This is a genomic window from Pseudomonas sp. HT11 (genome assembly GCF_044875395.1).
GTDB lineage: Bacteria > Pseudomonadota > Gammaproteobacteria > Pseudomonadales > Pseudomonadaceae > Aquipseudomonas.
This window is the reverse complement of sequence record NZ_CP173217.1, coordinates 946848-972750: the sequence shown is the minus strand read 5'-3', so window position 1 is coordinate 972750 and position 25903 is coordinate 946848. Positions and strand designations below refer to the sequence as shown.

General features: G+C 59.2%; 22 protein-coding genes. 14 read left to right on the top strand and 8 right to left on the bottom strand.

All coding sequences use genetic code 11. The features are described from left to right. Positions 1 to 16: 16 nt before the first annotated feature. Both ABWL43_RS04300 and ABWL43_RS04295 read right to left on the bottom strand, forming a co-directional pair. Positions 17 to 1375: a tryptophan--tRNA ligase gene (locus tag ABWL43_RS04300; RefSeq protein WP_404486888.1), complete on the bottom strand. Its 1359-nt coding sequence runs from the start codon at positions 1373 to 1375 to the stop codon at positions 17 to 19. A 24-nt stretch (positions 1376 to 1399) separates the two neighbouring features. Beyond that, positions 1400 to 2029, bottom strand: a complete 630-nt coding sequence (locus ABWL43_RS04295; protein WP_145165231.1) for an alpha/beta hydrolase — start codon at positions 2027 to 2029, stop codon at positions 1400 to 1402. A 147-nt stretch (positions 2030 to 2176) separates the two neighbouring features. On the opposite strand from ABWL43_RS04295, the gene ABWL43_RS04290 reads away from it, so the two are divergent. Then, on the top strand, positions 2177 to 2614 hold the full coding sequence (locus ABWL43_RS04290; RefSeq protein ID WP_145165233.1) for a YhcB family protein: 438 nt from the start codon (positions 2177 to 2179) through the stop codon (positions 2612 to 2614). Between the two features lie 193 nt (positions 2615 to 2807). On the opposite strand, the gene ABWL43_RS04285 is transcribed toward ABWL43_RS04290, so the two are convergent. The 3 genes from ABWL43_RS04285 to ABWL43_RS04275 form a co-directional block, all read right to left on the bottom strand. Further along, entirely contained in the window at positions 2808 to 4532 is a 1725-nt protein-coding gene (locus ABWL43_RS04285) for an ABC transporter ATP-binding protein/permease (RefSeq protein WP_404486885.1), read from the bottom strand. Positions 4533 to 4631: 99 nt separating this feature from the next. Next, on the bottom strand, positions 4632 to 5192 hold the full coding sequence (locus tag ABWL43_RS04280) for a response regulator transcription factor (RefSeq protein ID WP_003171731.1): 561 nt from the start codon (positions 5190 to 5192) through the stop codon (positions 4632 to 4634). After that, complete coding sequence (locus tag ABWL43_RS04275; RefSeq protein ID WP_106578640.1) at positions 5185 to 6447, bottom strand: ATP-binding protein; 1263 nt, start codon at positions 6445 to 6447, stop codon at positions 5185 to 5187. The genes ABWL43_RS04280 and ABWL43_RS04275 overlap by 8 nt, the downstream gene beginning before the upstream one ends. A 218-nt stretch (positions 6448 to 6665) precedes the next feature. Here ABWL43_RS04275 and ABWL43_RS04270 point away from each other — a divergent pair, with 218 nt between their 5' ends. From ABWL43_RS04270 to ABWL43_RS04220, 11 genes are all read left to right on the top strand, one after another. Next, positions 6666 to 7382 (top strand): SIMPL domain-containing protein, encoded by a 717-nt coding sequence (locus tag ABWL43_RS04270; protein ID WP_145165237.1) that lies wholly within the window; start codon positions 6666 to 6668, stop codon positions 7380 to 7382. A gap of 90 nt (positions 7383 to 7472) precedes the next feature. Then, positions 7473 to 9074, top strand: coding sequence for an ABC transporter substrate-binding protein (locus ABWL43_RS04265; RefSeq protein WP_404486883.1), 1602 nt, complete (start codon positions 7473 to 7475; stop codon positions 9072 to 9074). A gap of 258 nt (positions 9075 to 9332) precedes the next feature. Then, the gene (locus ABWL43_RS04260) at positions 9333 to 10961 is read left to right on the top strand and encodes an ABC transporter substrate-binding protein (protein ID WP_106578637.1); all 1629 of its coding nucleotides are present in this window, start codon (positions 9333 to 9335) and stop codon (positions 10959 to 10961) included. Between the two features lie 365 nt (positions 10962 to 11326). Beyond that, positions 11327 to 12871 (top strand): ABC transporter substrate-binding protein, encoded by a 1545-nt coding sequence (locus ABWL43_RS04255; protein WP_370004724.1) that lies wholly within the window; start codon positions 11327 to 11329, stop codon positions 12869 to 12871. A gap of 170 nt (positions 12872 to 13041) precedes the next feature. Continuing rightward, on the top strand, positions 13042 to 14436 hold the full coding sequence (locus tag ABWL43_RS04250) for an OprD family porin (RefSeq protein ID WP_145165243.1): 1395 nt from the start codon (positions 13042 to 13044) through the stop codon (positions 14434 to 14436). Between the two features lie 80 nt (positions 14437 to 14516). Next, complete coding sequence (locus ABWL43_RS04245) at positions 14517 to 16115, top strand: ABC transporter substrate-binding protein (RefSeq protein ID WP_404486880.1); 1599 nt, start codon at positions 14517 to 14519, stop codon at positions 16113 to 16115. Between the two features lie 76 nt (positions 16116 to 16191). Then, positions 16192 to 17202, top strand: a complete 1011-nt coding sequence (locus ABWL43_RS04240; protein ID WP_010565541.1) for an ABC transporter permease subunit — start codon at positions 16192 to 16194, stop codon at positions 17200 to 17202. A 10-nt stretch (positions 17203 to 17212) separates the two neighbouring features. Beyond that, positions 17213 to 18124: an ABC transporter permease subunit gene (locus ABWL43_RS04235; RefSeq protein WP_145165247.1), complete on the top strand. Its 912-nt coding sequence runs from the start codon at positions 17213 to 17215 to the stop codon at positions 18122 to 18124. Positions 18125 to 18134: 10 nt separating this feature from the next. Continuing rightward, entirely contained in the window at positions 18135 to 19103 is a 969-nt protein-coding gene (locus ABWL43_RS04230; protein WP_242194736.1) for an ABC transporter ATP-binding protein, read from the top strand. Further along, positions 19103 to 20074 carry a peptide ABC transporter ATP-binding protein gene (locus ABWL43_RS04225; protein WP_106578631.1) on the top strand — a complete coding sequence of 324 codons (972 nt, stop codon included), beginning with the start codon at positions 19103 to 19105 and terminating at the stop codon, positions 20072 to 20074. The genes ABWL43_RS04230 and ABWL43_RS04225 overlap by 1 nt, the downstream gene beginning before the upstream one ends. Before the next feature lie 254 nt (positions 20075 to 20328). Continuing rightward, the gene (locus tag ABWL43_RS04220) at positions 20329 to 21465 is read left to right on the top strand and encodes a hypothetical protein (protein ID WP_404486877.1); all 1137 of its coding nucleotides are present in this window, start codon (positions 20329 to 20331) and stop codon (positions 21463 to 21465) included. A gap of 84 nt (positions 21466 to 21549) precedes the next feature. On the opposite strand, the gene ABWL43_RS04215 is transcribed toward ABWL43_RS04220, so the two are convergent. The 3 genes from ABWL43_RS04215 to ABWL43_RS04205 all read right to left on the bottom strand — a co-directional run bounded on the left by ABWL43_RS04215 (position 21550) and on the right by ABWL43_RS04205 (position 23937). Then, the gene (locus tag ABWL43_RS04215) at positions 21550 to 21810 is read right to left on the bottom strand and encodes a hypothetical protein (protein ID WP_404486875.1); all 261 of its coding nucleotides are present in this window, start codon (positions 21808 to 21810) and stop codon (positions 21550 to 21552) included. Between the two features lie 97 nt (positions 21811 to 21907). Further along, positions 21908 to 22165 carry a hypothetical protein gene (locus tag ABWL43_RS04210; protein WP_404486873.1) on the bottom strand — a complete coding sequence of 86 codons (258 nt, stop codon included), beginning with the start codon at positions 22163 to 22165 and terminating at the stop codon, positions 21908 to 21910. A 188-nt stretch (positions 22166 to 22353) separates the two neighbouring features. Further along, complete coding sequence (locus tag ABWL43_RS04205) at positions 22354 to 23937, bottom strand: peptide chain release factor 3 (protein ID WP_145165255.1); 1584 nt, start codon at positions 23935 to 23937, stop codon at positions 22354 to 22356. A gap of 332 nt (positions 23938 to 24269) precedes the next feature. Between ABWL43_RS04205 and ABWL43_RS04200 the strand changes: the two genes are divergently transcribed. Together ABWL43_RS04200 and ABWL43_RS04195 are read left to right on the top strand one after the other, a co-directional pair. Continuing rightward, the gene (locus ABWL43_RS04200) at positions 24270 to 24986 is read left to right on the top strand and encodes an ABC transporter permease (protein ID WP_025856261.1); all 717 of its coding nucleotides are present in this window, start codon (positions 24270 to 24272) and stop codon (positions 24984 to 24986) included. Between the two features lie 20 nt (positions 24987 to 25006). Next, the gene (locus ABWL43_RS04195) at positions 25007 to 25903 is read left to right on the top strand and encodes a glycine betaine ABC transporter substrate-binding protein (RefSeq protein WP_145165257.1); all 897 of its coding nucleotides are present in this window, start codon (positions 25007 to 25009) and stop codon (positions 25901 to 25903) included.

The following is a 25903-nucleotide window of genomic DNA, read 5'->3' as shown; positions in this document are numbered from 1 at the left end:
TCAACCCTTGGTCGGGTTAATCCTCGGTTGGGGTCAACGCAACGCGCAGGGTATCAATACCGACATCTCGTTGAGCAGCATCTGCGTAAATCGCTGAACTTTCGGCCACACACTCACCGTCGAGCCAAACATTGAAACCATACTTTTCGGTGCGAATGTCCAACGTTTGACCCGACTGCAATTGCTTGGTCACCGCACCAGCCGCTTTGCCGTCGGCAAAATTGCGCGACAGCAGCAGTTGCTCGCCGTCGGCCGACAGCAGGCGGAAGCGGAAGCTGCCGTCGTCTTCGCGAAAGCTCACAAAGCGCGCGGCTTTGGCGGCTTTCTTCTTGGCAGCCACCGGCGCGGCGGCCTGATTGACGAACGAGCGCAAGCCAACCGCCTCACGCAGCTCGGCCAGGAACGGCGCCGCCACGGCGCGGGCTTTCTGGGCGCCGATCAGCAACAGGTCTTCCATGTCCGAGGGGCGCGACATCAGTTGGTGATAACGCTCGCGCGCTTCACCCAGTTGGCCGTCGAGCAGTTGGAACAGACGGCTCTTTGCCTCGCCCCAGCCCAGGCCTTGCAGCAGCTCGGCACGGAATTCCTCTTCCTGGGCCTTGGTTGCAAACGCCTGGAACAGGGTGAACAGGTGCGAGTTGTCCGGGTCTTTGGCTTCGCCAGGCGCGCGCGAGTCGGTGACGATCCGCGAGATCGCGTCCTTCATGTCCTTGGCGCTGGTGAACAACGGGATGGTGTTGTCGTAGCTCTTGGACATCTTGCGGCCATCCAGGCCCGGCAAGGTGGCGACGCTTTCTTCGATCAACGCCTCAGGCATGGTGAAGAATTCTTTACCGTTGCCAAACAGGTGGTTGAAACGCTGGCCAATGTCGCGGGCCATTTCCACGTGCTGGATCTGGTCGCGGCCGACCGGCACCTTGTGCGCGTTGAACATCAGGATGTCCGCGGCCATCAGCACCGGGTAGCTGTACAAGCCCATGGTGATGCCCGCGTCCGGGTCTTCGCCGGTTTCCACGTTTTTGTCCACCGAGGCCTTGTAGGCGTGGGCGCGGTTAAGCAGGCCCTTGGCGGCAACACAGGTCAGCAGCCAGGTCAGTTCAGGAATTTCCGGGATGTCGGACTGGCGATAGAACGTCACCCGGTTCACATCCAGGCCACCGGCCAGCCAGGTCGCGGCAATTTCCATACGCGAGCGCTGGATGCGCTGCGGGTCATCGCATTTGATCAGGGCGTGGTAGTCGGCCAGGAAGTAGAAGGAATCGGCATTCGCGTCCTGGCTGGCGAGGATCGCCGGGCGGATCGCACCGGCGTAGTTGCCCAGGTGCGGCGTGCCGGTGGTGGTGATGCCGGTGAGAATACGGGTACGAGTCGTCATGGGTAATCGCTTATCAGACTGCTATCAATTCGAGAGGCGCGGCAGCACCAGATCCTTGAGATCGGTGAGCTTGCCATGAAAAAAGTGTCCGCATTCTGCCACTTTCAGCAGCTCATGGGGGCGTTTCAAGGCAGCGGACCAATCGTAGACGACCTGCGGGTCGACCACTTCGTCGGTTTCCGGCTGGATCAAAGTCAATGGGCAGCCTTGGGGCAGCACGTCGGTATCACGCAGGCGCATCACGGCGGCGGCCACCATGAACAGGTGCGCGAGCTTTTCACCCTTGGCTTCCAGACGGCCGCCGAGGCTGGCGGCCACGTAGCCACCGAAGGAAAACCCGAGCAGGGTGAGCGGCAGGTCGGGGTGTTTTTCCCGCAGCCAGGTGGCGGCCGCTTCGGCATCATCCACTTCACCGGTGGCCATGTCGTGGGTACCGGCGCTGGCACCGACGCCACGGTAATTGAAACGCAAAGTAATCAAACCGGCATCGCGAGCGGTGCGTTGCAGGGTCGAGACAACTTTATTAAGCATGGTCCCGCCCTGCACCGGGTTAGGGTGGCAGATCAGCGCCAGGCCACGTGGCTCGGGGTGATCCAGGTACAGGGCTTCCAATTGGCCAACCGGGCCATCGATCAAAACGGGGGTTTCACGCATGAGCAAGGAATGAACTCCGTGACCTCACAAAGGGTCGACTCGTCTAGCTAAAAGTCTGTGCATGGCATCATTGCGAGCTTAATCGCGGTATACAGCGCAGGTCCGAGCCGTTAACGTAAAGCAAAGCCGTTTATAGAGGAAGGACTCGTGGAACACTCGCTCTTAGTTTGGTTGTTGCCGACTCTCGCCTTGGTTGCCGGTGTCGCCATTGGATTCCTGGTTGCCCGCCTGCTGCCAAATGCCGCGCCTAACCGCACGCAGCGTCAGTTGGATGACATTCAGGAACGTTTTGACAGTTATCAGAACGAGGTTGTTACCCACTTCAACAGCACCGCGACCCTGGTCAAGAAGCTCACCCAGAGCTACCAGGATGTACAGGATCACCTCGCCGATGGCGCTAACCGCCTGGCCCTCGACGACATCACCCGCCAGCGTCTGCTGGCCGCGCTGCATTCCGATGCACCGCACGCGCCACGGGAGCGCCTGACGCCTCCGCGGGAAAACCAGGAGCCACCACGGGACTACGCGCCAAAAACGCCGGACGCCCCAGGCATGCTGGATGAGCATTACGGCTTGAAGAAGTAAGTCTTCTGCAAGCAACAAAAAGCCCGGCTGATCGATGATCAGCCGGGCTTTTTATTGGGCTTCACTTTCCATAACACTGGAGATCCACTGTGGGAGCGGGCTTGCCCGCGAACGCGGTGGGTCAGTTAGCACATCGCTAACTGACAGACCGTATTCGCGAGCAAGCCCGCTCCCACATTGACCGCGCACGACCTTAAGCCGGTTGCTGCTCCTGCAACAACCCACCGTCAATCCGTACATGCCGCCCATGGAAGCGCTTGAGGCTGCTGCGATGGCCGACGCTGACGATGCTCAGTCCCGGCAACTCGTCAATCAATGCTTGATACAACGTGGCTTCGTCTTCCTCATCCATCGCCGAGGTCGCTTCATCCATGTACAGCCATTGCGGCGCGAACAACAACGCGCGAGCAAAGGCCAGCCGCTGCTGCTCACCCGGCGAGAGCATGCGTTGCCAATGATTGGCTTCGTCCAGGCGCGCAACCAGATGCGGCAGGCGGCACGTTTCCAGGACCTGTGCATAACGTTCGGCCGGGTACGCGCTGTCGTCTTGTGGATAACTCAACACAGCCTTCAACGTGCCAATGGGCAAGTAAGGCTTTTGCGGCAGAAACAGGTAACGCGCAGCCGGCAGACGAATGCTGCCGTGGCCCGCTGGCCAGAGGTGGCCCATTGCGCGCAGCAGCGTACTCTTGCCGCTGCCTGAGCGCCCACTGAGCATCACGCGCTGGCCCGGCTCTACGGTCATGTCGGCGTCGGTCAGCAAGTGACGACCGTCAGCCAAATCCATGCCCAGGTTTTTCACCACCAGGCGCTCGCCCTCGGGGTGCACATCGATGGCGGGCACACGCTGCTCGTTGTCACTCATGGCCTGATGGAAGCTGAGCAGACGATCACTGGTCGCGCGCCATGAAGCCAACTCCGAATACGCGTTGATAAACCAGCTGAAGTTCTCTTGCACGTTGCCGAACGCCGAGTTGATTTGCATCAGCTCGCCCAGCTCGATCTTGCCGGTGAAGTAGCGTGGCGCGGCGACAATGAAGGGGAAGATGATCGCAATCTGGCTGTAGCCAGCGGTGAAAAAGGTCAGGCGCTTGGACACTTTCATGATGTCCCAGAAGTTGTGCCAGACCTTGCCAAAGCGTGCGCTCAGGCGCTGGTTTTCATTCGGTTCGCCGTTGTACAAGGCGATGCTCTCGGCGTTCTCACGCACACGCACCATGGAGAAACGCAGGTCTGCTTCAAAGCGTTGTTGTTGGTTGCTCAGGCCGATCAAACGGCGGCCGATCAGGTGGGTCAGCCAGCTACCGACGCCCGCGTACACCAACGCGCACCAGAACATATAGCCGGGGATGGTGAAACCAAACACTTCGATACTGCCCGACACGCCCCACAGGATGATCGAGAACGACACCAGGCTCACCACGTTACGCAGCAGGCCCAGGCCAAGGCTCAAGGTGCTGGAGGTGAAGTTGTTGAGGTCTTCGGAAATCCGCTGGTCCGGGTTATCGGTGTAACCGCCCTGCTCCAGCTGGTAGTAATTCTTGTGGGCAAGCCAACGTGCAAAATGCTTTTCGGTGAGCCAGGCACGCCAGCGGATCGTCAGCATCTGGGTCAGGTAGAGGCGGTAGACCGCGCCGAGAATCGCTACGGCGGCGATCCCGCCGAAATAGCCGATCAGCTGCCAGAAGGCGGCGGTGTCCTTCTTCTCCAGCGCGTTGTAAAAGTCTTTATACCAGTGGTTGATCCACACGGAGATCGCCACGCTGAACAGCGACAGACCAATCACTGCAGCCAGCAACAACCAGGCCTTGCCCTTCTCTTCGCTGCGCCAATAGGGCGTGATCATCGCCCAGGTTCGGCGAAAGAAGTGCCCACGCACCGCATCGTTGACCGCGGAGTACTCAGCGTTCTGATTCATCGTTCAGGCTCGGTAGGAAAAAGTGACAGGCGTTTGAACCGATCATAGACGATCGGTTCAGGGCTCCGTGCGGCCTGAAGCAGATTGTTCAGACTTTGTTCAGCGCCGTACCGGACGCTTCTGCAGCTTGCGTTGCAGGGTACGCCGGTGCATGCCCAGGGCGCGGGCGGTCGCGGAGATATTGCCTTCGTGTTCAGTCAACACGCGCTGAATATGCTCCCACTGCAGACGGTCCACCGACATCGGGTTTTCCGGCACCAGAGTGTCGAGGTCGGCATGCTCGGAGAGCAGCGCGGCCAGCACGTCGTCGGCGTCCGCCGGCTTGCACAAATAATTGCAGGCGCCGCGCTTGATGGCCTCGACGGCGGTGGCGATGCTCGAGTAACCGGTGAGGATCACCACGCGCATTTCGGGGTCGAGTTCCAGCAACTTGGGCAGCAGCACCAGGCCGGAGTCGCCGTCCATTTTCAGGTCGAGCGCGGCGTAGTCCGGCAAATCGGCCTGGGCGATGGTCAGGCCTTCTTCGGCCGAGCCTGCGGTGCTCACGCGAAAACCGCGGCGGCTCATGGCGCGCGCCATCACGCGGGTAAAGGTGGCGTCGTCATCTACCAGCAGCAGGTGCGGCAGTTCTTCGCCTTCGACTTGGATCTCGTCACTCATCGATATCTCCTCGTGCGACACGGGGCAGGCGCAGCTCGGTGAGCGTGCCACCTTCCTCATGACTATAGAGCTTCACTGAGCCGCCCGCGCGGGTCACGCTGGCCTTGCTCAAAAACAGGCCGAGGCCGAAGCCTTTGCCCTTGGTGGTAAAGAAGGGTTTGCCGATCTGCTCGGCAATGGCCAGCGGCACGCCCGCGCCGTGGTCACGAATGCTGATGGTCACGTTTTCCGCGTCCCAGTCCAGCTGCACGCCCAACCCTTCAGGGCAGGCATCGGCGGCGTTGTTCAGCAGGTTGAGCAACGCCTGCGTCAGGTCTGGTGGTGGCGCCATGCGCGGCACGCTGCCCTGGCCCAGCAGGTTGAAACGGTAACTGGCTTCGGGGCGCATCAGGTGCCAGCGGTTCAGGGCTTCGTCGAGCCACTGGGTCACGTCCTGCATCTCCACCGCCAGGCGGCGATTGGCCTCGGCGGCGCGTACCAGTTGCTGCAAGGTCTGCTTGCACTGCTTGACCTGTTCCTGCAACACGCTCAGGTCATCTTGCAGCGCCGGGTCGTGATGGTCCTGGGTCATTTCCTTGAGCAGTACGCTCATGGTTGCCAGCGGTGTGCCCAGTTCATGGGCGGCGCCAGCGGCCTGGGTGGCGACGGCCAGCAACTGCTGGTCACGCAGGCCTTCTTCACGGCGAATGGCGCGCAATTCTTCCTGGCGGCGCAGCTCTTCGGCCATGCGCGCGGCAAAAAACGTGATAACCGCAGCGGACAGCGCAAAGCTCAGCCACATCCCGTAGATCTGCAGGTTTTCCCGGGCGATAGGGAAGGTCTTCAGGGGGTAAAACTGCGCCAGCAGCAAGGTGTACAGCGTCAGCGCGATGCCCGACAGCACCACCGAATAGCGCCATGGCAACGTCACGGCGGCAATGGTCAGCGGCACCAGGTAATAAGACACGAACGGGTTGGTGGAACCACCGGAGAAATAAAGCAACACACTGTGGATAAACAGGTCGCAGGCCAATTGCAGCGCGTATTCCAGCTCGGTCACCGGCCACGTGGTGCGCAGCCGAATGGCGGTGAACACACACAGCACGATGGAAAAGCCCAGGGTCACGGCCAGCTGCAGCCACGGCAGCGGCAACAGGTCGAACCAATACGCGAGCCCGACGGAGCCGGCCTGTGCGGCCAGTACCAAGGTACGAATGAACGTCAGGCGCCAGAGGTTCTGGCGGGTGGCGGAAGTCAGTTTTACGGCGGCGAGCATGAGCTCTCCCGGTGAGCGCTGCAGGCGGATCGGCAGGAGTATAAACGAAGCAGACCCGCTGGCACGGCGCGTGTGGCTCTTTGACGCAGGCCGGGCAGATGACCGTTCGTCGGCACCGCGCCACTTGTAGCGAATATGTAAACCCGAAGAACCCGATAGCACCGTCTACAGTCTTACCGAACACGGTTATACCAACACGACCATCCCAAGGAGCTTCCATGTCTCGTTTCACTCGCAGTGCAGCTGTCCTCACTCTCAGCGCCAGCGCCCTGGCCAGCCTGCCGGCCATGGCCGCCGATGAACTGCATTACAACCAGATCTCCCTGCGTGCCGAAGTCAGCCAGGAAGTGGCTCGCGACAAGATGATCGTCACCCTTTATACCGAGTCACAAAACACCGACCCGGCCAAGCTCGCCGCCGAAATCACCACCACCCTGAACAAGGCCCTGGGCGAAGCGCGCGAAGTCAAAGGCGTGACCCTGCGCCAGGGCAGCCGTAACAGCTACCCGATCTACGACAACAAGAACCAGAAGATCACCGGCTGGCGCGAGCGTGCCGAACTGCGCCTGGAAAGCGCGGATTTCCCGGCGCTGTCCAAGCTCACCGGCGATCTGCTGAACACCCTGAAAATGGAAAACATGGACTTCGCCATCGCCGACGCCACGCGCAAGTCCAGCGAAGATGCCCTGCTTAAAGACGCGGTCGCCGCCTTCAAGGCGCGCGCGCAGCTGGCCACCGATGCGCTGGGCGGCAAGGGCTACAAGATCGTCAACCTGAACTTCAACACCAACGGCTACCCGATGCCTTACGCGCGCGGCGCCGGCATGATGATGAAAGCGGCGATGGCGGATTCGGCACCGACGCCTGAAGTAGAAGCGGGTACCAGCCAGGTCAACATGAGCGCCGACGGCGTGATCGAAGTACAGATGCAGTGACCTCTACCTGACAAACCTGAACGGCGGTAACCTCGGTTGCCGCCGTTTTCGTTTGGGCGGCTGTATAGGCCTGCCACTTCAGGAGTTTCCATGGAAAGAACCGCTTTCAAACCGCTACTCCTGGCTGCAAGCCTGCTGGCGTTCATGCCGATGGCCCAGGCGGCAAGCACCCTGGTCTACTGCTCCGAAGCCAGCCCTGCCGGCTTCGACCCCAGTCAGTACACCAGCGGCACCGATTTTGATGCCTCCGCCGAAACCGTGTTCAACCGCTTGACCCAGTTCAAGCGTGGCGGCACCGAAGTCGAACCCGGCCTGGCAACAAGCTGGGATGTATCCAATGACGGCCTGAGCTACACCTTCCATCTGCGCGATGGCGTCAAGTTCCACACCACCGACTACTTCACCCCCACCCGCGACTTCAACGCGGATGACGTGCTGTTTACCTTCAACCGCCTGCTGGATGCCGACAGCCCATTTCGCAAGGCTTACCCGTCCGAGTCGCCGTACTTCACCGACATGGGGTTGAACACCACTATCAAAAACGTCGAAAAACTCGACGATCACACCGTGCGTTTCAACCTGAACAATGTCGATGCCTCGTTCGTGCAGAACCTGGCCATGAGTTTTGCCTCGGTGCAATCGGCCGAATACGCCGCCCAGCTGTTGAAAGAGGGCAAGGCTGAAGACATCAACCAGAAACCCGTCGGCACCGGGCCGTTTGTGTTCAAGCGCTACCAGAAAGACTCGCAGATCCGTTACGTCGCCAATAAACAGTATTGGAAACCCGAGGATGTGAAGCTCGACAACCTGGTGTTTGCCATCACTCCGGACGCCGCTTCGCGCTTGCAGAAGCTCAAGGCCGGCGAATGCCAGGTCAGCGGGTACCCACGCCCGGCCGATATCGAGGTGATGAAACAGGACCCAAACCTGCGCGTGCTGCAACAAGCCGGCTTCAACCTGGGCTTTCTTGCTTACAACGTGACTCACCCGCCGCTTGACCAACTCAAAGTGCGTCAGGCCCTGGATATGGCCATCGACAAGCCGGCAATCATCAAGGCCGTGTACCAGAGCGCCGGGCAATTGGCGCAGAACGCATTGCCACCTGCCCAGTGGTCTTATGACCCCACCATCAAGGACGCGCCCTACGACCCGACCAAGGCGCGGGCGCTACTAAAAGAAGCAGGGGTTGCACCAGGTACCACCATCAATCTTTGGGCGATGACCGTGCAGCGCGCCTCCAATCCCAACGCGCGAATGTCGGCGCAGATGATTCAGCAGGATTGGGACAAGGTGGGTATCAAAGCCAACATAGTCAGCTACGAATGGGGCGAATACATCAAACGCGCCAAAAATGGCGAACATGACGCGATGATTTACGGCTGGACCGGCGACAACGGCGACCCGGATAACTGGCTCGGCGTGCTCTACAGTTGTGCCGCGGTCAAGGGCAGCAACTACGCCAAATGGTGTAACCCGGCCTACGACAAGCTTGTGCAGCAAGCCAAAGTCAGCAATGACCGCGACCAGCGCATCAAGTGGTATCAGCAGGCACAAAAAATCCTTAAGGAACAAGTACCTATAACGCCTATCGCAAACTCGACGGTTTTCCAGCCTATTCGAAAAGAAGTGCAGGACTTCAAGATCAGTCCTTTTGGCCTGACGCCGTTTTATGGTGTCAGTCTAGATAAGTAACAGCTGCGCCCCAACCGAGTGCGCCAGACGCCTCGGTTGGGCTTTTTTGGTGCGTCAAATGCACCGAAAAAACCCTCTATATATATGCATTTATGTACAAACTTTCATAAATGCGACATTCCTGTACGTTCGTACCACTGTTTGGCGTTCGCGACGGTTCAGCATCTTGCAATGGGTATGGCCCCTGCATAAGTATCCGCAGGCCGACTCACGAGGTCGCCCTCAACACCAAAAATGACAACAAATCATGAGGCCAACATGCTTAAACACGCAGTCCTTCCGCTTTTAGTTAGCGCTGGCCTTATGGCCGCAGCCCCTTTCGCCCAAGCGGCGACTAACCTGGTGTTCTGCTCCGAAGGGAGCCCGGCCGGTTTTGACCCAGGCCAGTACACCACCGGAACAGACTTCGATGCCTCGGCCGAAACCGTGTTCAACCGCCTGAGCCAATTTGAACGTGGCGGCACCGCCGTTGTTCCAGGCCTGGCCACCAGTTGGGACGTTTCCCCGGATGGCCTGACGTATACCTTCCACCTTCGTGAAGGCGTCAAGTTCCACACCACCCCGTATTTCAAGCCGACTCGTGAATTCAATGCCGATGACGTGCTGTTCACGTTCAATCGCATGATCAACAAGGACGATCCGTTCCGCAAAGCCTATCCAACCGAGTTCCCGTACTTCTCGGACATGGAGATGGACAAGAACATCAAGAACATCGAAAAAGTTGATGACCATACCGTCAAGTTCACCCTTGGCACCGTGGACGCAGCGTTCATCCAGAACCTGGCAATGAGTTTCGCGTCGATCCAGTCGGCCGAATACGCTGCCCAGCTGTTGAAGGAAGGCAAAGCCAGCGACATCAACCAGAAGCCAATCGGCACCGGGCCGTTCGTCTTCAAGAGCTACCAGAAAGACTCCAACATCCGCTTTACCGGCAACAAGGACTACTGGAAGCCTGAAGACGTCAAGGTTGATAACCTGATCTTCTCGATCTCCACTGACGCCTCGGTACGCATTCAAAAACTCAAGAAGAACGAGTGCCAGATCACGGCCTATCCTCGCCCAGCGGACATCAAGCCACTGGAAGCGGACAAGGACATGAAGATGCCGCACCAGGCGGGCTTCAACCTGGGTTATATCGCTTACAACGTCATGCCTGTGCTCAAGGGCCAGACCACGCCGAACCCATTGGCAGACCTGCGGGTTCGCCAGGCGCTGGACATGTCGGTCAACAAACAACAGATCATCGACTCCGTGTATCAGGGCGCAGGCCAACTGGCCGTCAACGCCATGCCGCCGACCCAATGGTCGTATGACACCACCATCAAAGACGCCAAGTACGACCCTGCCAAAGCCAAGGAACTGCTCAAGGAAGCCGGTATCAAGGAAGGCACCGAGATCACCTTGTGGGCCATGCCGGTTCAGCGTCCGTACAACCCGAACGCCAAGCTGATGGCTGAGATGCTGCAGAGCGACTGGAAACAGATCGGCCTGAAGGTCAACATCGTCAGCTACGAATGGGGCGAGTACATCAAGCGCTCCAAAGGCGGCGAGAACCAGGCGATGATCATCGGCTGGAGCGGTGACAATGGTGACCCGGACAACTGGTTGGGTACCCTCTTTGCCTCCTCGGCCTTGAACGGTAACAACTTCTCCAAGTTCACCAACAAGCAGTACGACGACCTGATCAGTCAGGCCAAGTCGACCACTGATGTGGCCAAGCGCACCGAACTGTACAAGCAGGCGCAACAACTCCTGAAACATGAATTGCCTTACACACCTATCGCGCACTCGACGGTGTATCAACCCATGCGCAACACCGTGCAGGACTTCAAGATCAGCCCGTTTGGCTTGAACTCTTTCTACGGCGTAAGCGTAAGCGGCAAGTAAGGATTAATAACGGCGACGTTTCATAACGTCGCCGTTATTGCATCCGCCTGGACCGTAGGAATCAGACCACCTTTGCGACCGTTACCGTCCTACGGCAACGAACTGCGATAGGTGCGTCTGTTGCCTACAAGGTCAATCCGTTTTGGCGCATTTACTGCGAAGTCCACGGCCCATACCGTCGTACGACAGCAGAGGCACCCATATCGGAAAGGCACCTGCCGTGTGTGGGATCAGTGATGTCTCCCAGGCTTCGAGCCTGGGTGATTGCTCGCTGATGACAACTACAAACAAGGATCGGGATCGTCATGCGCCATACCACTGTTCTATCCGCAATTTTTGGCACCAGCCTGCTGGCTGTGGCCACGATGGGCCAAGCCGCCGACAAGAAGAGCCTGGTGTTCTGCTCTGAAGGCAGCCCGGCCGGGTTTGACACCGCGCAGTACACCACCGCCACCGACAACGATGCGGCCGAGCCGCTGTACAACCGCTTGGTTGAGTTCGAAAAAGGCGCGACCAATGTGGTACCTGGGTTGGCAACCAAGTGGGATATTTCCGAAGACGGCCTGACCTACACCTTTCATTTGCGTGAAGGGGTGAAATTCCACAGCAACAAGGAATTCAAGCCGACGCGCGACTTCAACGCCGACGACGTGCTGTTCACCTTCAACCGCATGCTTGACCCCGACCACCCGTTTCGCAAGGCCTACCCCACCGAGTTTCCATACTTCAACGGGATGAGCCTGAACAAGAACATTGCCAAGGTCGAGAAAACCGACCCGCACACCGTGGTGATGACCTTGAATACGGTTGACGCTGCGTTCGTTCAAAACATCGCCATGAGCTTTGCCTCGATTCTGTCGGCCGAGTACGCCGAGCAGTTGCTCAAGGAAGGCAAGCCCAGCGACATCAACCAGAAGCCGATCGGCACTGGCCCGTTTGTGTTCCAGCGTTATCAGAAAGACTCGCAGATCCGTTACGTGGCTAACAAACAGTACTGGGACCCAAGCCGGGTCAAGCTGGACCAACTGATCTTCGCCATCAACACCGATGCGTCGGTGCGAGTACAGAAGCTCAAGGCCGGCGAATGCCAGATCACGCTGCACCCGCGCCCGGCCGACGTCGACGCCCTCAAGGCCGACCCGAACCTGCAACTGCTGACCAAACCCGGCTTCAACCTGGGTTACATCGCCTACAACGTGCGCCACAAACCCTTCGACCAGCTCGAAGTGCGTCAGGCACTGGACATGGCGGTGAACAAGCAGAGCATCCTCAACGCCGTGTACCAGGGCGCCGGCCAACTGGCGGTCAACGCCATGCCGCCGACCCAGTGGTCCTACGATGACACCATCAAGGACGCTGCCTACAACCCGGAAAAAGCCAAGGAATTGCTCAAGGCCGCCGGCGTCAAGGAAGGCACCGAGATCACCCTGTGGGCGATGCCAGTGCAACGTCCGTACAACCCCAATGCCAAGCTGATGGCCGAGATGCTGCAAAGCGATTGGGCCAAGATCGGCCTCAAGGTCAAGATCGTCAGCTACGAATGGGGCGAGTACATCAAGCGCACCAAGAACGGTGAGCACGACGTCAGCCTGATCGGCTGGACCGGCGACAACGGTGACCCGGACAACTGGCTGGGCACTCTTTACAGCTGCGACGCTATCGGCGGGAACAACTACTCCATGTGGTGTGACCCGGCGTACGACAAGCTGATCAAGCAAGCCAAGGTCGTCACCGACCGCGAACAAAGGACTGTTCTGTACAAACAGGCGCAGCAACTGCTTAAAGCACAGGTGCCGATCACGCCCGTCGCCCACTCCACGGTCAACCAGCCGTTAAGCGCCAAAGTCGAAGGTTTCAAAGTCAGCCCCTTCGGCCGCAACGTGTTCTCGGGCGTCAGTATCAACCCATAAAAAAATAACCGGATTGCAGGGAGCGACGTTGGCTCCCTGGCAAACGTGCAGCCTTTTGTTGCGAAATTTCCTACAGCAAACGTTTGCAAAGGCTTGAACGAGTTACACACCCAATAGCCGGTTCACCTAAAAAGACCGGCATTAAAAAGAGAACCAAAGGAGCTTCACCCATGAAACTGAGCAGCAAAGCGCTTCTGGCCCTGGCCATCAGCAGCATCACGGCAACCGCCTTCGCTGAAACCCAAAGCCAGGACTTCGTCCCTACCACATTGGCCGGCACCAGCGCCCAAAGCGAGGCCAAAGGCTTTATCGACGGTCAAAGCCTGGGCGGTACCACCCGTAACTGGTTTTCCAACGAGCAGCGTTTCCGTGGTAGCAAGTTCACTTACCAGAAGCACGGCGAGGCTCGCACCGACGCCTACCGTACCAACTGGCTGCAAGGCACCATCCTTAACTACTCCTCGGGCTTCACCCAAGGCACTGTTGGGGTAGCAACCGAAGTAGCGGGTTACAACGTCATCGCGCTCGACCAGAGCAAGCGTGACATCAAGGGCGGTTCCAACCGTACCCTGGCCGACTCCGACGGCGATGCAGTAGGCCAGTGGAGCAAACTGGGCCTGGCCAACGTCAAGTTCCGTGTGTCCAACACCACCTTGACCGCCGGTCGCCAGAACTTCAGCAGCGGCATCGTCGACACCATCGGCAACCGTGCACTGCCGTCGAGCTTTGAAGGTTTTGCCCTCAACAGCGAAGAGTTCAGCAACCTGTCGTTCCAGGGCGCTTACTTCGACCGCGTGTCGCCACGTACCGAACAGAGCCTGTCGAAATTCCGCAGCGAATACGGCAATGGCCAGGAAGCGGATCACGTCTACACCGCCGGTGTGAACTACCAGCCGTTCAAGAGCCTGAAAACCAGCTTCTTCGGCGCTCAAGTCAAAGACTTCTGGAACCAGTACTACTTCGGCGCAACCCATGAACTGGGTGACAGCCAGCAACTGAGCCTGACCACCGGCCTGAACTACTACAAAACCGTCGACGAAGGCAAAAAGTTGATGGGCAAGATCGACAACGACACTTACTCGCTGTCGCTCGGCCTGACTCACCAGGCTCACAGCCTGACCTTCTCGTACCAGGAAGTGAACGGTAACGAGTACTTCGACTACCTGCACGAAACCAACGGTATCTACCTGGCCAACTCCCTGACGTCCGACTTCAACGGTCCGAACGAGAAATCGTTCCAGATCGCTTACGGCATCAACATGGCCGAATACGGCGTGCCAGGCCTGAAGTTCAACATCTACTCGGCTCGCGGCTGGGGCATCGACGGCACTCACTACACCGGCGACGGCGGCCGTGCCGGCTTTGCTTACAACGGTATCCAGACCCAGGACGGCGAGAAACACCAGGAATACGGCGTGGGTACTTCCTACGCGATTCAAAGCGGCGCACTCAAGGCCACCACCATTCGTGGTACCTACGTGACTCACCGTGCCAGCGCCAACCAGGCTGACGGCAACCTGCGTGAGTTCCGCCTGGTCACCACCATCCCGTTCAACATTCTTTAATTAGCGCCAGGTAGACGGCGGGCTCAGGACGAGCCCGCCGTCTACGCTTGTCTGGTTCACTCGATTGCAGAGGGCTCTGAATGAAAATGCTCCCGTTACAAGCTGCCATTGCCGCTGCGCTATTGAGCGTTGCGATCGGCGTTTCGGCCAAACCGTTGGTGGTCTGCACCGAAGCCAGCCCGGAAGGTTTTGACCCGGTCCTGTACACCACCGCCGTCACCGCTGACGCCGCGGCAGAAACGATGTTCAACCGCCTGGTGGACTTCAAGCCCGGCACCACCGAAGTCGTGCCTGCACTGGCCAAAGACCTGCCGGAAATCAGCGCCGATGGCCTGATCTACACGTTCCACCTGCGTGACGACATCAAGTTCCACACCACCGATTACTTCAAACCCACGCGCAACATGAATGCCGACGACGTGCTTTGGAGCTTCCAGCGCCAGCTGGACCCGAATCACCCGTGGCACAACAAGTCCAACGTGGGCTACCCGTACTTTGAAAGCATGGGTTTCAAGGAACTGCTCAAGAGCGTAGAGAAGACCGACGACCACACCGTGGTCTTCACCCTGACCCGTCCTGAAGCACCGTTCCTGTCCGACCTGGCCATGGCGTTTTCCTCGATTCACTCCGCCGAATACGCCGACCAGTTGCTCAAGTCCGGCAAGACCGATGACCTGAACGCCAAGCCCATCGGCACCGGCCCGTTCATCTTCAACCGTTACGCCAAAGACGCCCAAGTGCGCTTCAAGGCCAACCCGGACTACTTCCGTGGCAAGCCGCCGGCTGACCCGTTGATCCTGGCCATCACTACCGACAGCAACGTGCGCCTGCAAAAGCTCAAGGCCAACGAATGCCAGATCGCGCTGTATCCCAAGCCCGATGATGTGCCGAGCGCCAAGGCTGATCCCAACCTGAAAGTCGCGGAACTGGCGGCGATGACCACCAGCTACACCGCCTTGAACACCACCCACAAGTACATGAGCGACGCGCGCGTGCGCCACGCGATCAACATCGCGTTCGACAAAAAAGGCTACAACGAGTCCCTGTACGGCAAAGGCAACGCAATCGACGCCACCGGCCCGTACCCGCCAACCCTGCTGGGCTTTAGCGACAAGCTGAAAAACCCACCGCGTGACCTGGACAAGGCCCGCGCCCTGCTCAAGGAAGCCGGCGTACCGGAAGGCACCGAGTTCACCCTGTTCACCCGTAACGGCGGCGGCCCGACCAACCCCAACCCGATGCTCGGCGCCCAGCGCATGCAGGCGGATCTGGCGCAGATCGGCCTGAAAGTGAACATCAAGGTCATGGAGTGGGGCGAAATGCTCAAGCGTGCCAAAAACGGTGAGCACGACATGGTGTCCGCCGGTTGGGCGGGGGATAACGGGGACCCGGATAACTTCCTCACACCAAACCTGAGTTGCGATGCAGCCAAAAACGGCGAAAACTACGCCCGCTGGTGTAACAAAGAGTTTCAAGACTTGATCGACAAGGCACGCGCTATCGCTGAACCGGCCCAGCGCGCTGCACTCTATGAACAAGCACTGGACGTTTTCGAGAAGGACCAACCATGGATTCCCATGGCTTACCCGAAAATGTTCACCGCCATGCGCAAAAACGTCGAGGGTTATACCCAAAGCCCTCTGACGACCAATAACTTCGCCACCACCCAGGTGAAGTAATAAGAGAAGACGCTCGGCACCGTCGCCATTGACGGTGCCGAACCTGCCTAACCGGCTGATTGAGGTACACAACAAGATGTTTAGTTTTATTGCCCGCCGATTGGGGTTATTGATCCCCACGTTTTTCGGCATCACGTTGCTGACGTTTGCGTTGATTCGCATGATCCCCGGCGACCCTGTCGAAGTCATGATGGGCGAACGACGAGTCGACCCCGAGATGCACGCACAGGCAATGGAACGCCTCGGCCTTAACAAGCCGCTGTACGCGCAATACCTGGACTACGTAGGCAAACTCGCCCACGGCGACCTCGGTGAGTCCCTGCGCACGCGCACCAGCGTGTGGACCGAATTCACCGCCCTCTTCCCTGCGACCCTGGAACTGTCCATGGCCGCCCTGTTGTTCGCCGGTATCCTGGGCCTGTTGGCCGGGGTGATCGCGGCCTTGAAACGAGGATCCCTGTTCGACCATGGGGTGATGGGCATCTCCCTCGCGGGATATTCGATGCCGATCTTCTGGTGGGGCCTGATCCTGATCATGTTCTTCTCGGTAAGCCTGGGCTGGACCCCGGTTTCCGGGCGTATCGACCTGCTTTACGACATCGAGCCGCGCACCGGCTTCATGCTGATCGACACGCTGCTGGCTGACGAGCCGGACGCGTTCTTCGACGCCCTGCACCACCTGATCCTGCCGGCCATCGTGCTCGGCACCATCCCGCTGGCGGTTATCGCGCGGATGACCCGTTCGTCGATGCTCGAAGTCCTGCGTGAAGACTACATCCGTACCGCCAAGGCCAAAGGCCTGTCGCCGGCGCGCGTGGTCTTCGTACACGGCCTGCGTAACGCGCTGATCCCGGTACTCACCGTGGTCGGCCTGCAAGTGGGCACTCTACTGGCCGGTGCGGTTCTGACCGAAACCATCTTCTCGTGGCCCGGCATCGGCAAATGGCTGATCGAAGCCATTGGCGCACGGGACTATCCCGTGGTGCAAAACGGCATCCTGTTAATCGCCTGCCTGGTGATTCTGGTGAACTTCGTGGTGGATATCCTCTACGGCTTCGCCAACCCACGCATCCGTCACCAGCGCTGAGATCATGACCATGACCACACCTACTTCCGCGGTAGCAGTCGATCAAAGCCTGCTGTACCCGTCCCCGTACAAAGAATTCTGGCAAGCCTTTTCCAAGAACAAAGGCGCCGTCGCCGGCCTGCTGTTCATGTTGCTGGTGGTGTTTTGCGCGATCTTTGCCCCTTGGGTTGCGCCGCATAACCCGAGCGAGCAATACCGTGACTTCCTGCTCACCCCTCCAGCCTGGCTAGAAGGCGGGCAGATGCAGTTCCTGCTCGGCACCGACGAACTGGGCCGTGACCTGCTCTCGCGCCTGATCCAGGGTTCGCGCCTGTCCTTGCTGATCGGCTTGTCGTCGGTCGTGATGTCGCTGATCCCGGGCATCCTGCTGGGTCTGTTCGCCGGGTTCTTCCCGCGCCTGCTTGGCCCAACCATCATGCGGTTGATGGACATCATGCTGGCCCTGCCGTCGCTGCTGCTGGCCGTTGCCATTGTCGCGATCCTCGGCCCTGGCCTGATCAACACCGTGATCGCCATTGCGATCGTGTCGCTGCCCTCTTATGTGCGTCTGACCCGTGCTGCGGTGATGGGCGAACTGAACCGCGACTACGTGACGGCCGCCCGCCTCGCCGGCGCCGGCCTGCCACGCCTGATGTTCATCACCGTGCTGCCCAACTGCATGGCGCCGCTGATCGTACAGGCCACCTTGAGCTTCTCTTCGGCGATTCTCGATGCCGCGGCCCTGGGCTTCCTTGGCCTTGGCGTACAACCGCCAACCCCTGAGTGGGGCACCATGCTGGCTTCGGCCCGTGATTACATCGAACGCGCCTGGTGGGTCGTGAGCTTGCCGGGTTTGACCATTTTGCTCAGCGTGCTGGCAATCAACTTGATGGGTGACGGCCTGCGCGATGCGCTGGACCCGAAACTCAAGAACGCCGCCTGAGGAGATTCCCATGTCACTGTTAGAAATCAAGAATCTCAACGTACGCTTCGGCGACACGACCGCCGTGCCGGTGGTCGATGGCCTCGACATTTCCGTCGACAAAGGCGAAGTACTGGCGATCGTTGGCGAGTCGGGCTCGGGTAAATCCGTGACCATGATGGCGCTGATGGGCCTGATCGAGCACCCCGGCATCGTCACCGCCGACGCCCTGAACTTCGATGGCAAGGACATGCTCAAGCTGAGCAACCGTCAGCGCCGCCAAATCGTCGGCAAAGACCTGGCGATGGTGTTCCAGGACCCGATGACCGCGCTGAACCCCAGCTACACCGTGGGTTTCCAGATCGAAGAAGTGCTGCGCCTGCACCTGAAAATGTCCGGCAAGCAAGCGCGCAAACGTGCGATCGAACTGCTCGAAAAAGTGGAAATCCCGGGCGCCGCCAGCCGTATGGATGCTTACCCGCACCAACTGTCCGGCGGTATGAGCCAGCGTGTCGCAATCGCCATGGCGATTGCCGGCGAGCCGAAACTGCTGATCGCGGATGAGCCGACCACGGCCTTGGACGTAACCATTCAGGCGCAGATCATGGAGCTGCTGCTGGCCCTGCAGAAAGAGCAGAACATGGGCCTGGTGCTGATCACCCACGACCTGGCCGTGGTGGCCGAAACCGCCCAGCGCGTGTGCGTGATGTACGCCGGCCAAGCCGTGGAAGTCGGCCAGGTGCCGCAACTGTTCGACATCCCGGCGCACCCGTACAGCGAAGCGCTGCTCAAGGCGATCCCCGAGCACAGCCTGGGCGCCACGCGCCTGGCCACGCTGCCGGGCATCGTGCCCGGTCGTTATGACCGCCCGCAGGGTTGCCTGCTGTCGCCACGCTGCCCGTACGTGCAGGAATCCTGCCGTGCCCAGCGGCCTGGCCTTGACCCGAAAACCAACAGCCTCGCGCGCTGCTTCTACCCCTTGAACCAGGAGGTGGCGTAATGGCCGTCGTTCTTACCGCCCGCGACCTGACCCGTCACTACGAAGTCTCCCGTGGCCTGTTCAAGGGCCACGCGCTGGTACGCGCGCTTAATGGTGTGTCGTTTGAACTGGAAGCCGGCAAGACCCTCGCCGTGGTGGGTGAGTCGGGTTGCGGCAAATCCACCCTGGCCCGCGCGCTGACGCTGATTGAAGAGCCGTCGTCGGGCTCCTTGAAAATCGCCGGCCAGGAAGTCGCCGGTGCCGACAAGGCCCAGCGCAAGCAATTGCGCAAAGACGTGCAGATGGTGTTCCAGAGCCCGTATGCCTCGCTGAACCCACGCCAGAAGGTCGGTGATCAACTCGGCGAGCCGCTGTTGATCAACACCAACCTCTCCGCCGCCGAGCGCCGCGAGAAAGTGCAGGCGATGATGAAGCAAGTGGGCCTGCGCCCTGAGCATTATCAGCGCTACCCGCACATGTTTTCCGGTGGTCAGCGCCAGCGTATTGCCCTGGCCCGCGCCATGATGCTGCAACCCAAAGTGCTGGTGGCGGACGAACCGACCTCGGCACTCGACGTGTCGATCCAGGCCCAGGTGCTTAACCTGTTCATGGACCTGCAGCAGGAATTCAACACCGCCTACGTGTTCATTTCCCACAACTTGGCAGTGGTGCAACACGTTGCCGACGACGTGATGGTGATGTACCTCGGCCGCCCGGTGGAAGTGGGCCCCAAGGAAGACATCTACGCCCGCCCGCTGCACCCGTACACCCAGGCGCTGCTGTCGGCCACCCCGACCATCCACCCAGACCCGAACAAGCCGAAGATCAAGATCGTCGGCGAACTGCCCAACCCGCTGAACCCGCCATCTGGCTGCGCGTTCCACAAGCGTTGCCCGTATGCGACAGCGCGTTGCAGCAGCGAGGAGCCGTTGTTGCGGCCGCTGGACAACCGCCAGGTGGCTTGCCACTACGCGGAGCAGTTCGTGGCCTGAGCCTGCTGCAACAAAAAATGCCCTGACGATAACGCCAGGGCATGACAGGTGTTCTACAAGCCCTTCCCATCAGGTTGCGCATCAGCCTGTTGGGAGGGGCTTTTTTTTGGCTGATCACCACCCGCTTTTGATGACCAAATCCCTTTCAGTATTCGAAACCAATCTAACTGCCTGTCAGTTCTCACAGTAGCCAGCCACGGCCTTTTGCATTGTTATGAGTTCACCCCCTTTATCCAATGGACGGGTAATCGCTCATGACAACTTTCACTGTTTTTTTCTGCGGCACTGGCTCAACCAAGTTTGACGATACTCACGCAAGTTATTGGAACGGCGAGTTGATTTCCACGCTGGCGCAAAACACTCAAAGCGTCAGTAAGGAGTTTGCCGAATGGATTGTTATCGACGGCCCCGGCAGCGGCAACTTGCAGGCCGATGAGATGTTCTCCGAGTCTGGCAATTATCTTCAGTTAAAGGGCACCGCCCTGGGCTCCGGCTGGGAAGAAAACGTGGCTCACGCGGTTAACATCATGAAGGGCACGTTTACCTGGCAGCGCGAAAAACTGACGGAGGAAAACTACACCCAACTGCAAAAAGCCGGCATTCCGATTGAAGACGTCAAAGTCACCGGCAGTTGGTATTGGCGCACTTACGATTACGGTACGCGCAAAGTAACGCAGCAGCAGTTGCAAGAGCAGATCATCAAGACCTTCCGAAAAGACGGCATCATTCCCACGCGCGTCAACCTGGTCGGCTGGAGCCGCGGCGGGATCAGCTGCCACATGCTGGCCAACGCCATGCTCAACGACAGCGTCTTGAAGAATGTGCCGGTCAATATCTTCGCTGTCGACCCCGTTCCGGGACTCTTGAACTTCCAGAGCAGTCGAGTAACGCTCGGCAGCAACGTTAAAGAGTACGTCGGTTTTTACGCCAGGGACGAGCGATCTTCCGGCTTCGCATGTGTCGTGCCCACCTTTGATAAAAGTACCCATGTTCATATCTATCCAATGCCCGGGCGCCACGCGACCTTGGTGGGTAATGCTGCCCCCGATGGAAACCAGGGTGCCAAGGTGTATGCCGAACCCGGAGAGATTGTTCGTCACTTTGCAGAAACTTGCCTGACGCGATGGGGTGTGCGCCTGGAAAAGAAACTCGACCTCACGCCCGGCCAGATAAATGACCGTCTTACAAAGATGAATAATGATTTGAGCGGGTACGTGGCGATGCGTAATACGGTTTACACCACCCGCACGTCCACAGCAGGTGAGCGCAGCATTACCAAGGGCAGCAGCGATATTAAATTCACCGCCGCGAGCGGCACCGATTACCTGCCAGGACAGGGACTTTCAATAGACAAGATAGTGGACAGCGACTATTTCAAAGACATCGCGTGATTCTTATAAGGGAACGGGTTGAGCGTTTACAGCCCTCCCGTCAGGCGGTGCATACCTGACGGGAGGGGCCGTGCTTCAGGCCGATCAGGTATCGCTGTCACCTTGATCGCTATCATCGTCATCCGGGGCTTGCTGGTCGTCATCATCCTTGGAACCGCCTTGGTCCTCATCGCCTGGTTCGGCTTCCGACTTGGCCAGTTGCAGGCCCTTGCCCTGCACTGTCTGCACCGCTGAAAAGCCCGTCTGACTGCCCTGCACCGGGTTATGCGCCCAGGCCGTCGACATCCCCAACGACAACAGCACCAGCACTTTTATCAACAGCACTACACGTTGAAAAATACTCATGGTCGATTTCCGTCCAGTCAGTAGATGAATCCTGCACGACAGCGTTTTACCGTCGCCAGGTTAGAAGCTAGTCCCAATGCCGGGTTTGCGCCAGGCTTCAGGTGTCGCCATCGTCGTAGGTGTCGCTGTCCTCGCCTTCGTTATAAGGGTTTTCTGCGTCTTCCTTCGGCGCGGGTTGGGCTTGGGGTTGCCAACTGCCGGAGTTGACCTCCTTTTGCTTTTTTTTGCTGACGGGGCCGGTGTCCTTCCACTGGGGGGTTCCGGCATCCGCCAGCGCCGCGGTGTAAGCCAGAGCAGTGGACAGCCCCAAGGCCCCCAGCAGCACCACATGAATGGCGCGTTGAGTTATACGCAAGGTCGCCTCCTGATCCGTCGCTGATTGGGTGAAGTAGTTGAAACGCTAGACCGGATGCGGACTTCTCGCCAATGCCGCTGACAGATGAGGATCAAATGTGGGAGCTGGCTTGCCACATTGAGTCAGCGGCGCGCCCACAAAAAAGGGCGAAGCCATGACAGCTTCACCCTTTTTGTACCGCTCAGACCTTAATGGTGCTCACGCGTCGCGCGGAATTTCACATCCGGCCAGCGCTCTTCCATCAATGCCAGGTTCACGCGGGTCGGGGCCAGGTAGGTCAGGTGACCACCGCCGTCCACTGCCAGGTTTTCCACGGCTTTGTTGGAGAACTCTTCCAGCTTCTTCTTATCGCTGCAATCGATCCAGCGCGCGGAGTACACGGTGATTGGCTCGTAGGAGCATTCAACCTTGTATTCCTCTTTCAGGCGGCTGGCGACCACATCGAACTGCAACACGCCGACGGCGCCAAGGATGATGTCGTTGCTGCGCTCGGGGAAAAACACCTGGGTGGCACCCTCTTCCGCCAATTGCTGCAGGCCCTGGCGCAGTTGCTTGGATTTGAGCGGGTCGCGCAGGCGTACGCGGCGGAACAGTTCCGGGGCGAAGTGCGGGATACCGGTGAAGCCCAGCACTTCGCCTTCGGTGAAGGTGTCGCCGATCTGGATGGTGCCGTGGTTGTGCAAGCCGATGATGTCGCCGGCGTAGGCTTCTTCGAGCTGTTCACGCTCGGAGGAGAAGAACGTCAGGGCATCGCCGATGCGCAGGTCCTTGCCGGTGCGCACGTGGCGCATCTTCATGCCTTTTTCGTATTTGCCGGAGCAGATACGCATGAAGGCGATACGGTCGCGGTGCTTGGGGTCCATGTTCGCCTGGATCTTGAACACAAAGCCGGTGAATTTCTCTTCGACCGGTTCCACGGTGCGCTCATTGGCAACCCGGGCCAGAGGCTTCGGCGCCCAGTTCACGACGGCGTCGAGTACGTGGTCGACACCGAAGTTGCCCAACGCAGTACCGAAGAACACCGGGGTCAGCTGGCCGTCGAGGAATTCCTGCTGATTGAACTCGTGGCAGGCGCCCTGCACCAGCTCCAGTTGATCAACGAAGCGGTCGTACTCGTCACCCAGGTGGGCGCGGGCTTCGTCGGAGTCGAGCTTTTCGATGATTTTCACATCGGTGCGCTCGTGGCCGTGGCCAGCGGTGTAAACGATGATGTAGTCGTCGGCCAGGTGGTACACACCCTTGAAGTCGCGGTAGCAACCAATCGGCCAGGTGATCGGCGCGGCCTTGATCTTCAGGACCGCTTCGATTTCATCGAGCAACTCGATCGGGTCGCGAATATCGCGGTCGAGTTTGTTGATGAAGCTGACGATTGGCGTGTCACGCAGGCGGCACACGTCCATCAGCGCAATGGTACGTGGCTCAACGCCCTTACCGCCGTCGAGGACCATCAAGGCCGAGTCCACCGCGGTCAGGGTGCGGTAGGTATCTTCGGAGAAGTCTTCGTGGCCCGGGGTGTCGAGCAGGTTGACCATGTGGTCGCGATACGGGAACTGCATGACCGACGTGGTAATGGAAATACCCCGTTGTTTTTCCATTTCCATCCAGTCGGAGGTGGCATGGCGGTCGGATTTGCGGGATTTCACCGTGCCGGCCACTGCGATTGCCTTGCCCATCAGCAGGAGCTTCTCGGTGATGGTGGTTTTACCGGCATCGGGGTGGGAAATAATGGCGAAAGTGCGGCGTTTCGCGACTTCGGCGGCCTGGTGGGTCATGGGAAATCGCCTGGCAGGTGAGTCAAAAAAGGGCGGCGAGTATAGCGCAAACCCAGGGAGCCAGACCACCGTTCACCCGATTGGGGGTGGCTAAATGCTGCCAAGTGTGGAACCTTTTAAAAGGTAGAGACGTCCACTCCCCTGCTACCGCACTCGTACCAGGGGCTGAAAAATCAGCAAGTTAGCCTGACGAGGCTGCGCTCATGGCTTGATCGCATACCGCATTGCCGGTATCGGCGAGCTGCTTTTCGCGAACTCATTCGCCGACAGCCAGGAATGGCATTGCCGCTCGGAAATGTGTTCGCCGACAAAAGAAAAAAAGGAGTCCGCCTGTGGCTATTCGCTATGGCAAAGGGCTGATAGGAGGAGCGGTTGTCGTCGCTCTCCTGGCCCTGCTGGTCCACTGGATCGGCATCAACACGATCGAACTGTACCGCGACGATTTGTTGTTTTACCTGCAAGCACACCTGATCCTCGTTCTTGTCTCCATGCTGGCTGCCCTCGTTGTAGGCATCCCCGCCGGTATCCTGCTCAGCCGACCGAACATGGTCGGGCGCGCAGAACGTTTCATGCAGATCTTCAACATCGGCAACACCGTCCCTCCCCTGGCCGTACTGGCCATCGCCCTCGGCGTCCTCGGCATCGGCAGTGGCCCGGCCATCTTCGCGTTGTTCCTCGCCTCGTTGCTGCCCATTGTGCGCAACACCTACGAAGGCCTCAAAAACGTTCAAGGCTCGCTGAAAGAAGCCGCCACCGGCATCGGCATGACGCCGCGCCAGGTGCTGTTTCGCGTGGAATTGCCCAACGCCGTGCCGATCATCATCGGCGGTGTGCGCGTAGCCCTGGCAATCAACGTCGGCACCGCACCGCTGGCGTTCCTGATTGGTGCCAACAGCCTGGGCAGCCTGATCTTCCCCGGCATCGCCCTGAACAATCAGCCGCAACTGCTGCTCGGCGCCGCGTGCACCGCGCTGCTGGCATTGCTGCTTGACGGTCTGGTGACCATGGCCAGCCGCCTCTGGCTGGAACGCGGGTTGCGTCCGTCTTAAGGCTTGGCAAAGGAATTCACATGAAAAAACTGACATTGATATTGAGCTGCGTCCTGCTGTTCGCAGGTTTTGCGCAAGCCGCTGAAAAACCCGTCATCCGCATCGGCGCCCGAGTGTTCACCGAACAGACCCTGCTCGCCGAAATCACCTCCCAGTACCTGCGCACCAAGGGTTACGACACCCGCGTGACCGGCGGCCTGGGCAGCAACCTGGCGCGCAGTGCCCAGGAAAGCGGGCAACTGGACCTGATCTGGGAATATACCGGCGTGTCGCTGGTGGCCTACAACCATGTGGACGAGAAGCTCGACAGCGAACAGTCCTACGCCCGAGTCAAAGAACTCGATGCGAAAAAAGGCCTGGTCTGGCTCTCCCCGTCGAAATTCAGCAACACCTACGCCTTGGCGTTGCCGGAAAACGTGGCCAAGGAATTCCCGCAGATCAACAGCATCAGCGACCTGACCCAAGCCCTGGCCGAGAAAACCAAAGGCACGCGCCTGGTGGCCCTGGACACCGAGTTCGCCAACCGTTCCGACGGCATGGCCGGCATGGTCAAGCTGTATGACATGAACCTGACCCGCAAAAATACCCGGCAGATGGACGCCGGCCTGGTCTACACCGCGCTGCGTAATGGCCAGGTGTTTGCCGGGTTGGTCTACACCACCGACGGTCGCCTGAATGCCTTCAAATTGAAGCTGCTGGAAGACGACAAACACTACTTCCCGGACTACACCGCTGCGCCGGTGGTGCGTCAGGATTATCTCAACGCTCACCCTGAACTGGCCGCCGACCTGAAACCGCTGGCCGCGCTGTTCGACGACGCAACCATGCGCCAGCTGAACGCACGGGTCGACGTCGACCATGAAAGCCCCTCCGCCGTGGCCGCAGACTTCCTGCGCCAACATCCCATCAGCCAATAA

Bases quoted from the DNA above. Each gene is read 5' to 3' on its own strand.
- ABWL43_RS04235 (WP_145165247.1), top strand. From the start codon at position 17,213: ATGACCACACCTACTTCCGCGGTAGCAGTCGATCAAAGCCTGCTGTAC.
- ABWL43_RS04240 (WP_010565541.1), top strand. From the start codon at position 16,192: ATGTTTAGTTTTATTGCCCGCCGATTGGGGTTATTGATCCCCACGTTT.
- ABWL43_RS04270 (WP_145165237.1), top strand. From the start codon at position 6,666: ATGTCTCGTTTCACTCGCAGTGCAGCTGTCCTCACTCTCAGCGCCAGC.
- ABWL43_RS04275 (WP_106578640.1), bottom strand. From the start codon at position 6,447: ATGCTCGCCGCCGTAAAACTGACTTCCGCCACCCGCCAGAACCTCTGG.
- ABWL43_RS04250 (WP_145165243.1), top strand. From the start codon at position 13,042: ATGAAACTGAGCAGCAAAGCGCTTCTGGCCCTGGCCATCAGCAGCATC.
- ABWL43_RS04295 (WP_145165231.1), bottom strand. From the start codon at position 2,029: ATGCGTGAAACCCCCGTTTTGATCGATGGCCCGGTTGGCCAATTGGAA.
- ABWL43_RS04220 (WP_404486877.1), top strand. From the start codon at position 20,329: ATGACAACTTTCACTGTTTTTTTCTGCGGCACTGGCTCAACCAAGTTT.
- ABWL43_RS04205 (WP_145165255.1), bottom strand. From the start codon at position 23,937: ATGACCCACCAGGCCGCCGAAGTCGCGAAACGCCGCACTTTCGCCATT.
- ABWL43_RS04255 (WP_370004724.1), top strand. From the start codon at position 11,327: ATGGGCCAAGCCGCCGACAAGAAGAGCCTGGTGTTCTGCTCTGAAGGC.
- ABWL43_RS04280 (WP_003171731.1), bottom strand. From the start codon at position 5,192: ATGAGTGACGAGATCCAAGTCGAAGGCGAAGAACTGCCGCACCTGCTG.
- ABWL43_RS04195 (WP_145165257.1), top strand. From the start codon at position 25,007: ATGAAAAAACTGACATTGATATTGAGCTGCGTCCTGCTGTTCGCAGGT.
- ABWL43_RS04285 (WP_404486885.1), bottom strand. From the start codon at position 4,532: ATGAATCAGAACGCTGAGTACTCCGCGGTCAACGATGCGGTGCGTGGG.
- ABWL43_RS04225 (WP_106578631.1), top strand. From the start codon at position 19,103: ATGGCCGTCGTTCTTACCGCCCGCGACCTGACCCGTCACTACGAAGTC.
- ABWL43_RS04260 (WP_106578637.1), top strand. From the start codon at position 9,333: ATGCTTAAACACGCAGTCCTTCCGCTTTTAGTTAGCGCTGGCCTTATG.
- ABWL43_RS04230 (WP_242194736.1), top strand. From the start codon at position 18,135: ATGTCACTGTTAGAAATCAAGAATCTCAACGTACGCTTCGGCGACACG.
- ABWL43_RS04265 (WP_404486883.1), top strand. From the start codon at position 7,473: ATGGAAAGAACCGCTTTCAAACCGCTACTCCTGGCTGCAAGCCTGCTG.
- ABWL43_RS04245 (WP_404486880.1), top strand. From the start codon at position 14,517: ATGAAAATGCTCCCGTTACAAGCTGCCATTGCCGCTGCGCTATTGAGC.
- ABWL43_RS04215 (WP_404486875.1), bottom strand. From the start codon at position 21,810: ATGAGTATTTTTCAACGTGTAGTGCTGTTGATAAAAGTGCTGGTGCTG.
- ABWL43_RS04300 (WP_404486888.1), bottom strand. From the start codon at position 1,375: ATGACGACTCGTACCCGTATTCTCACCGGCATCACCACCACCGGCACG.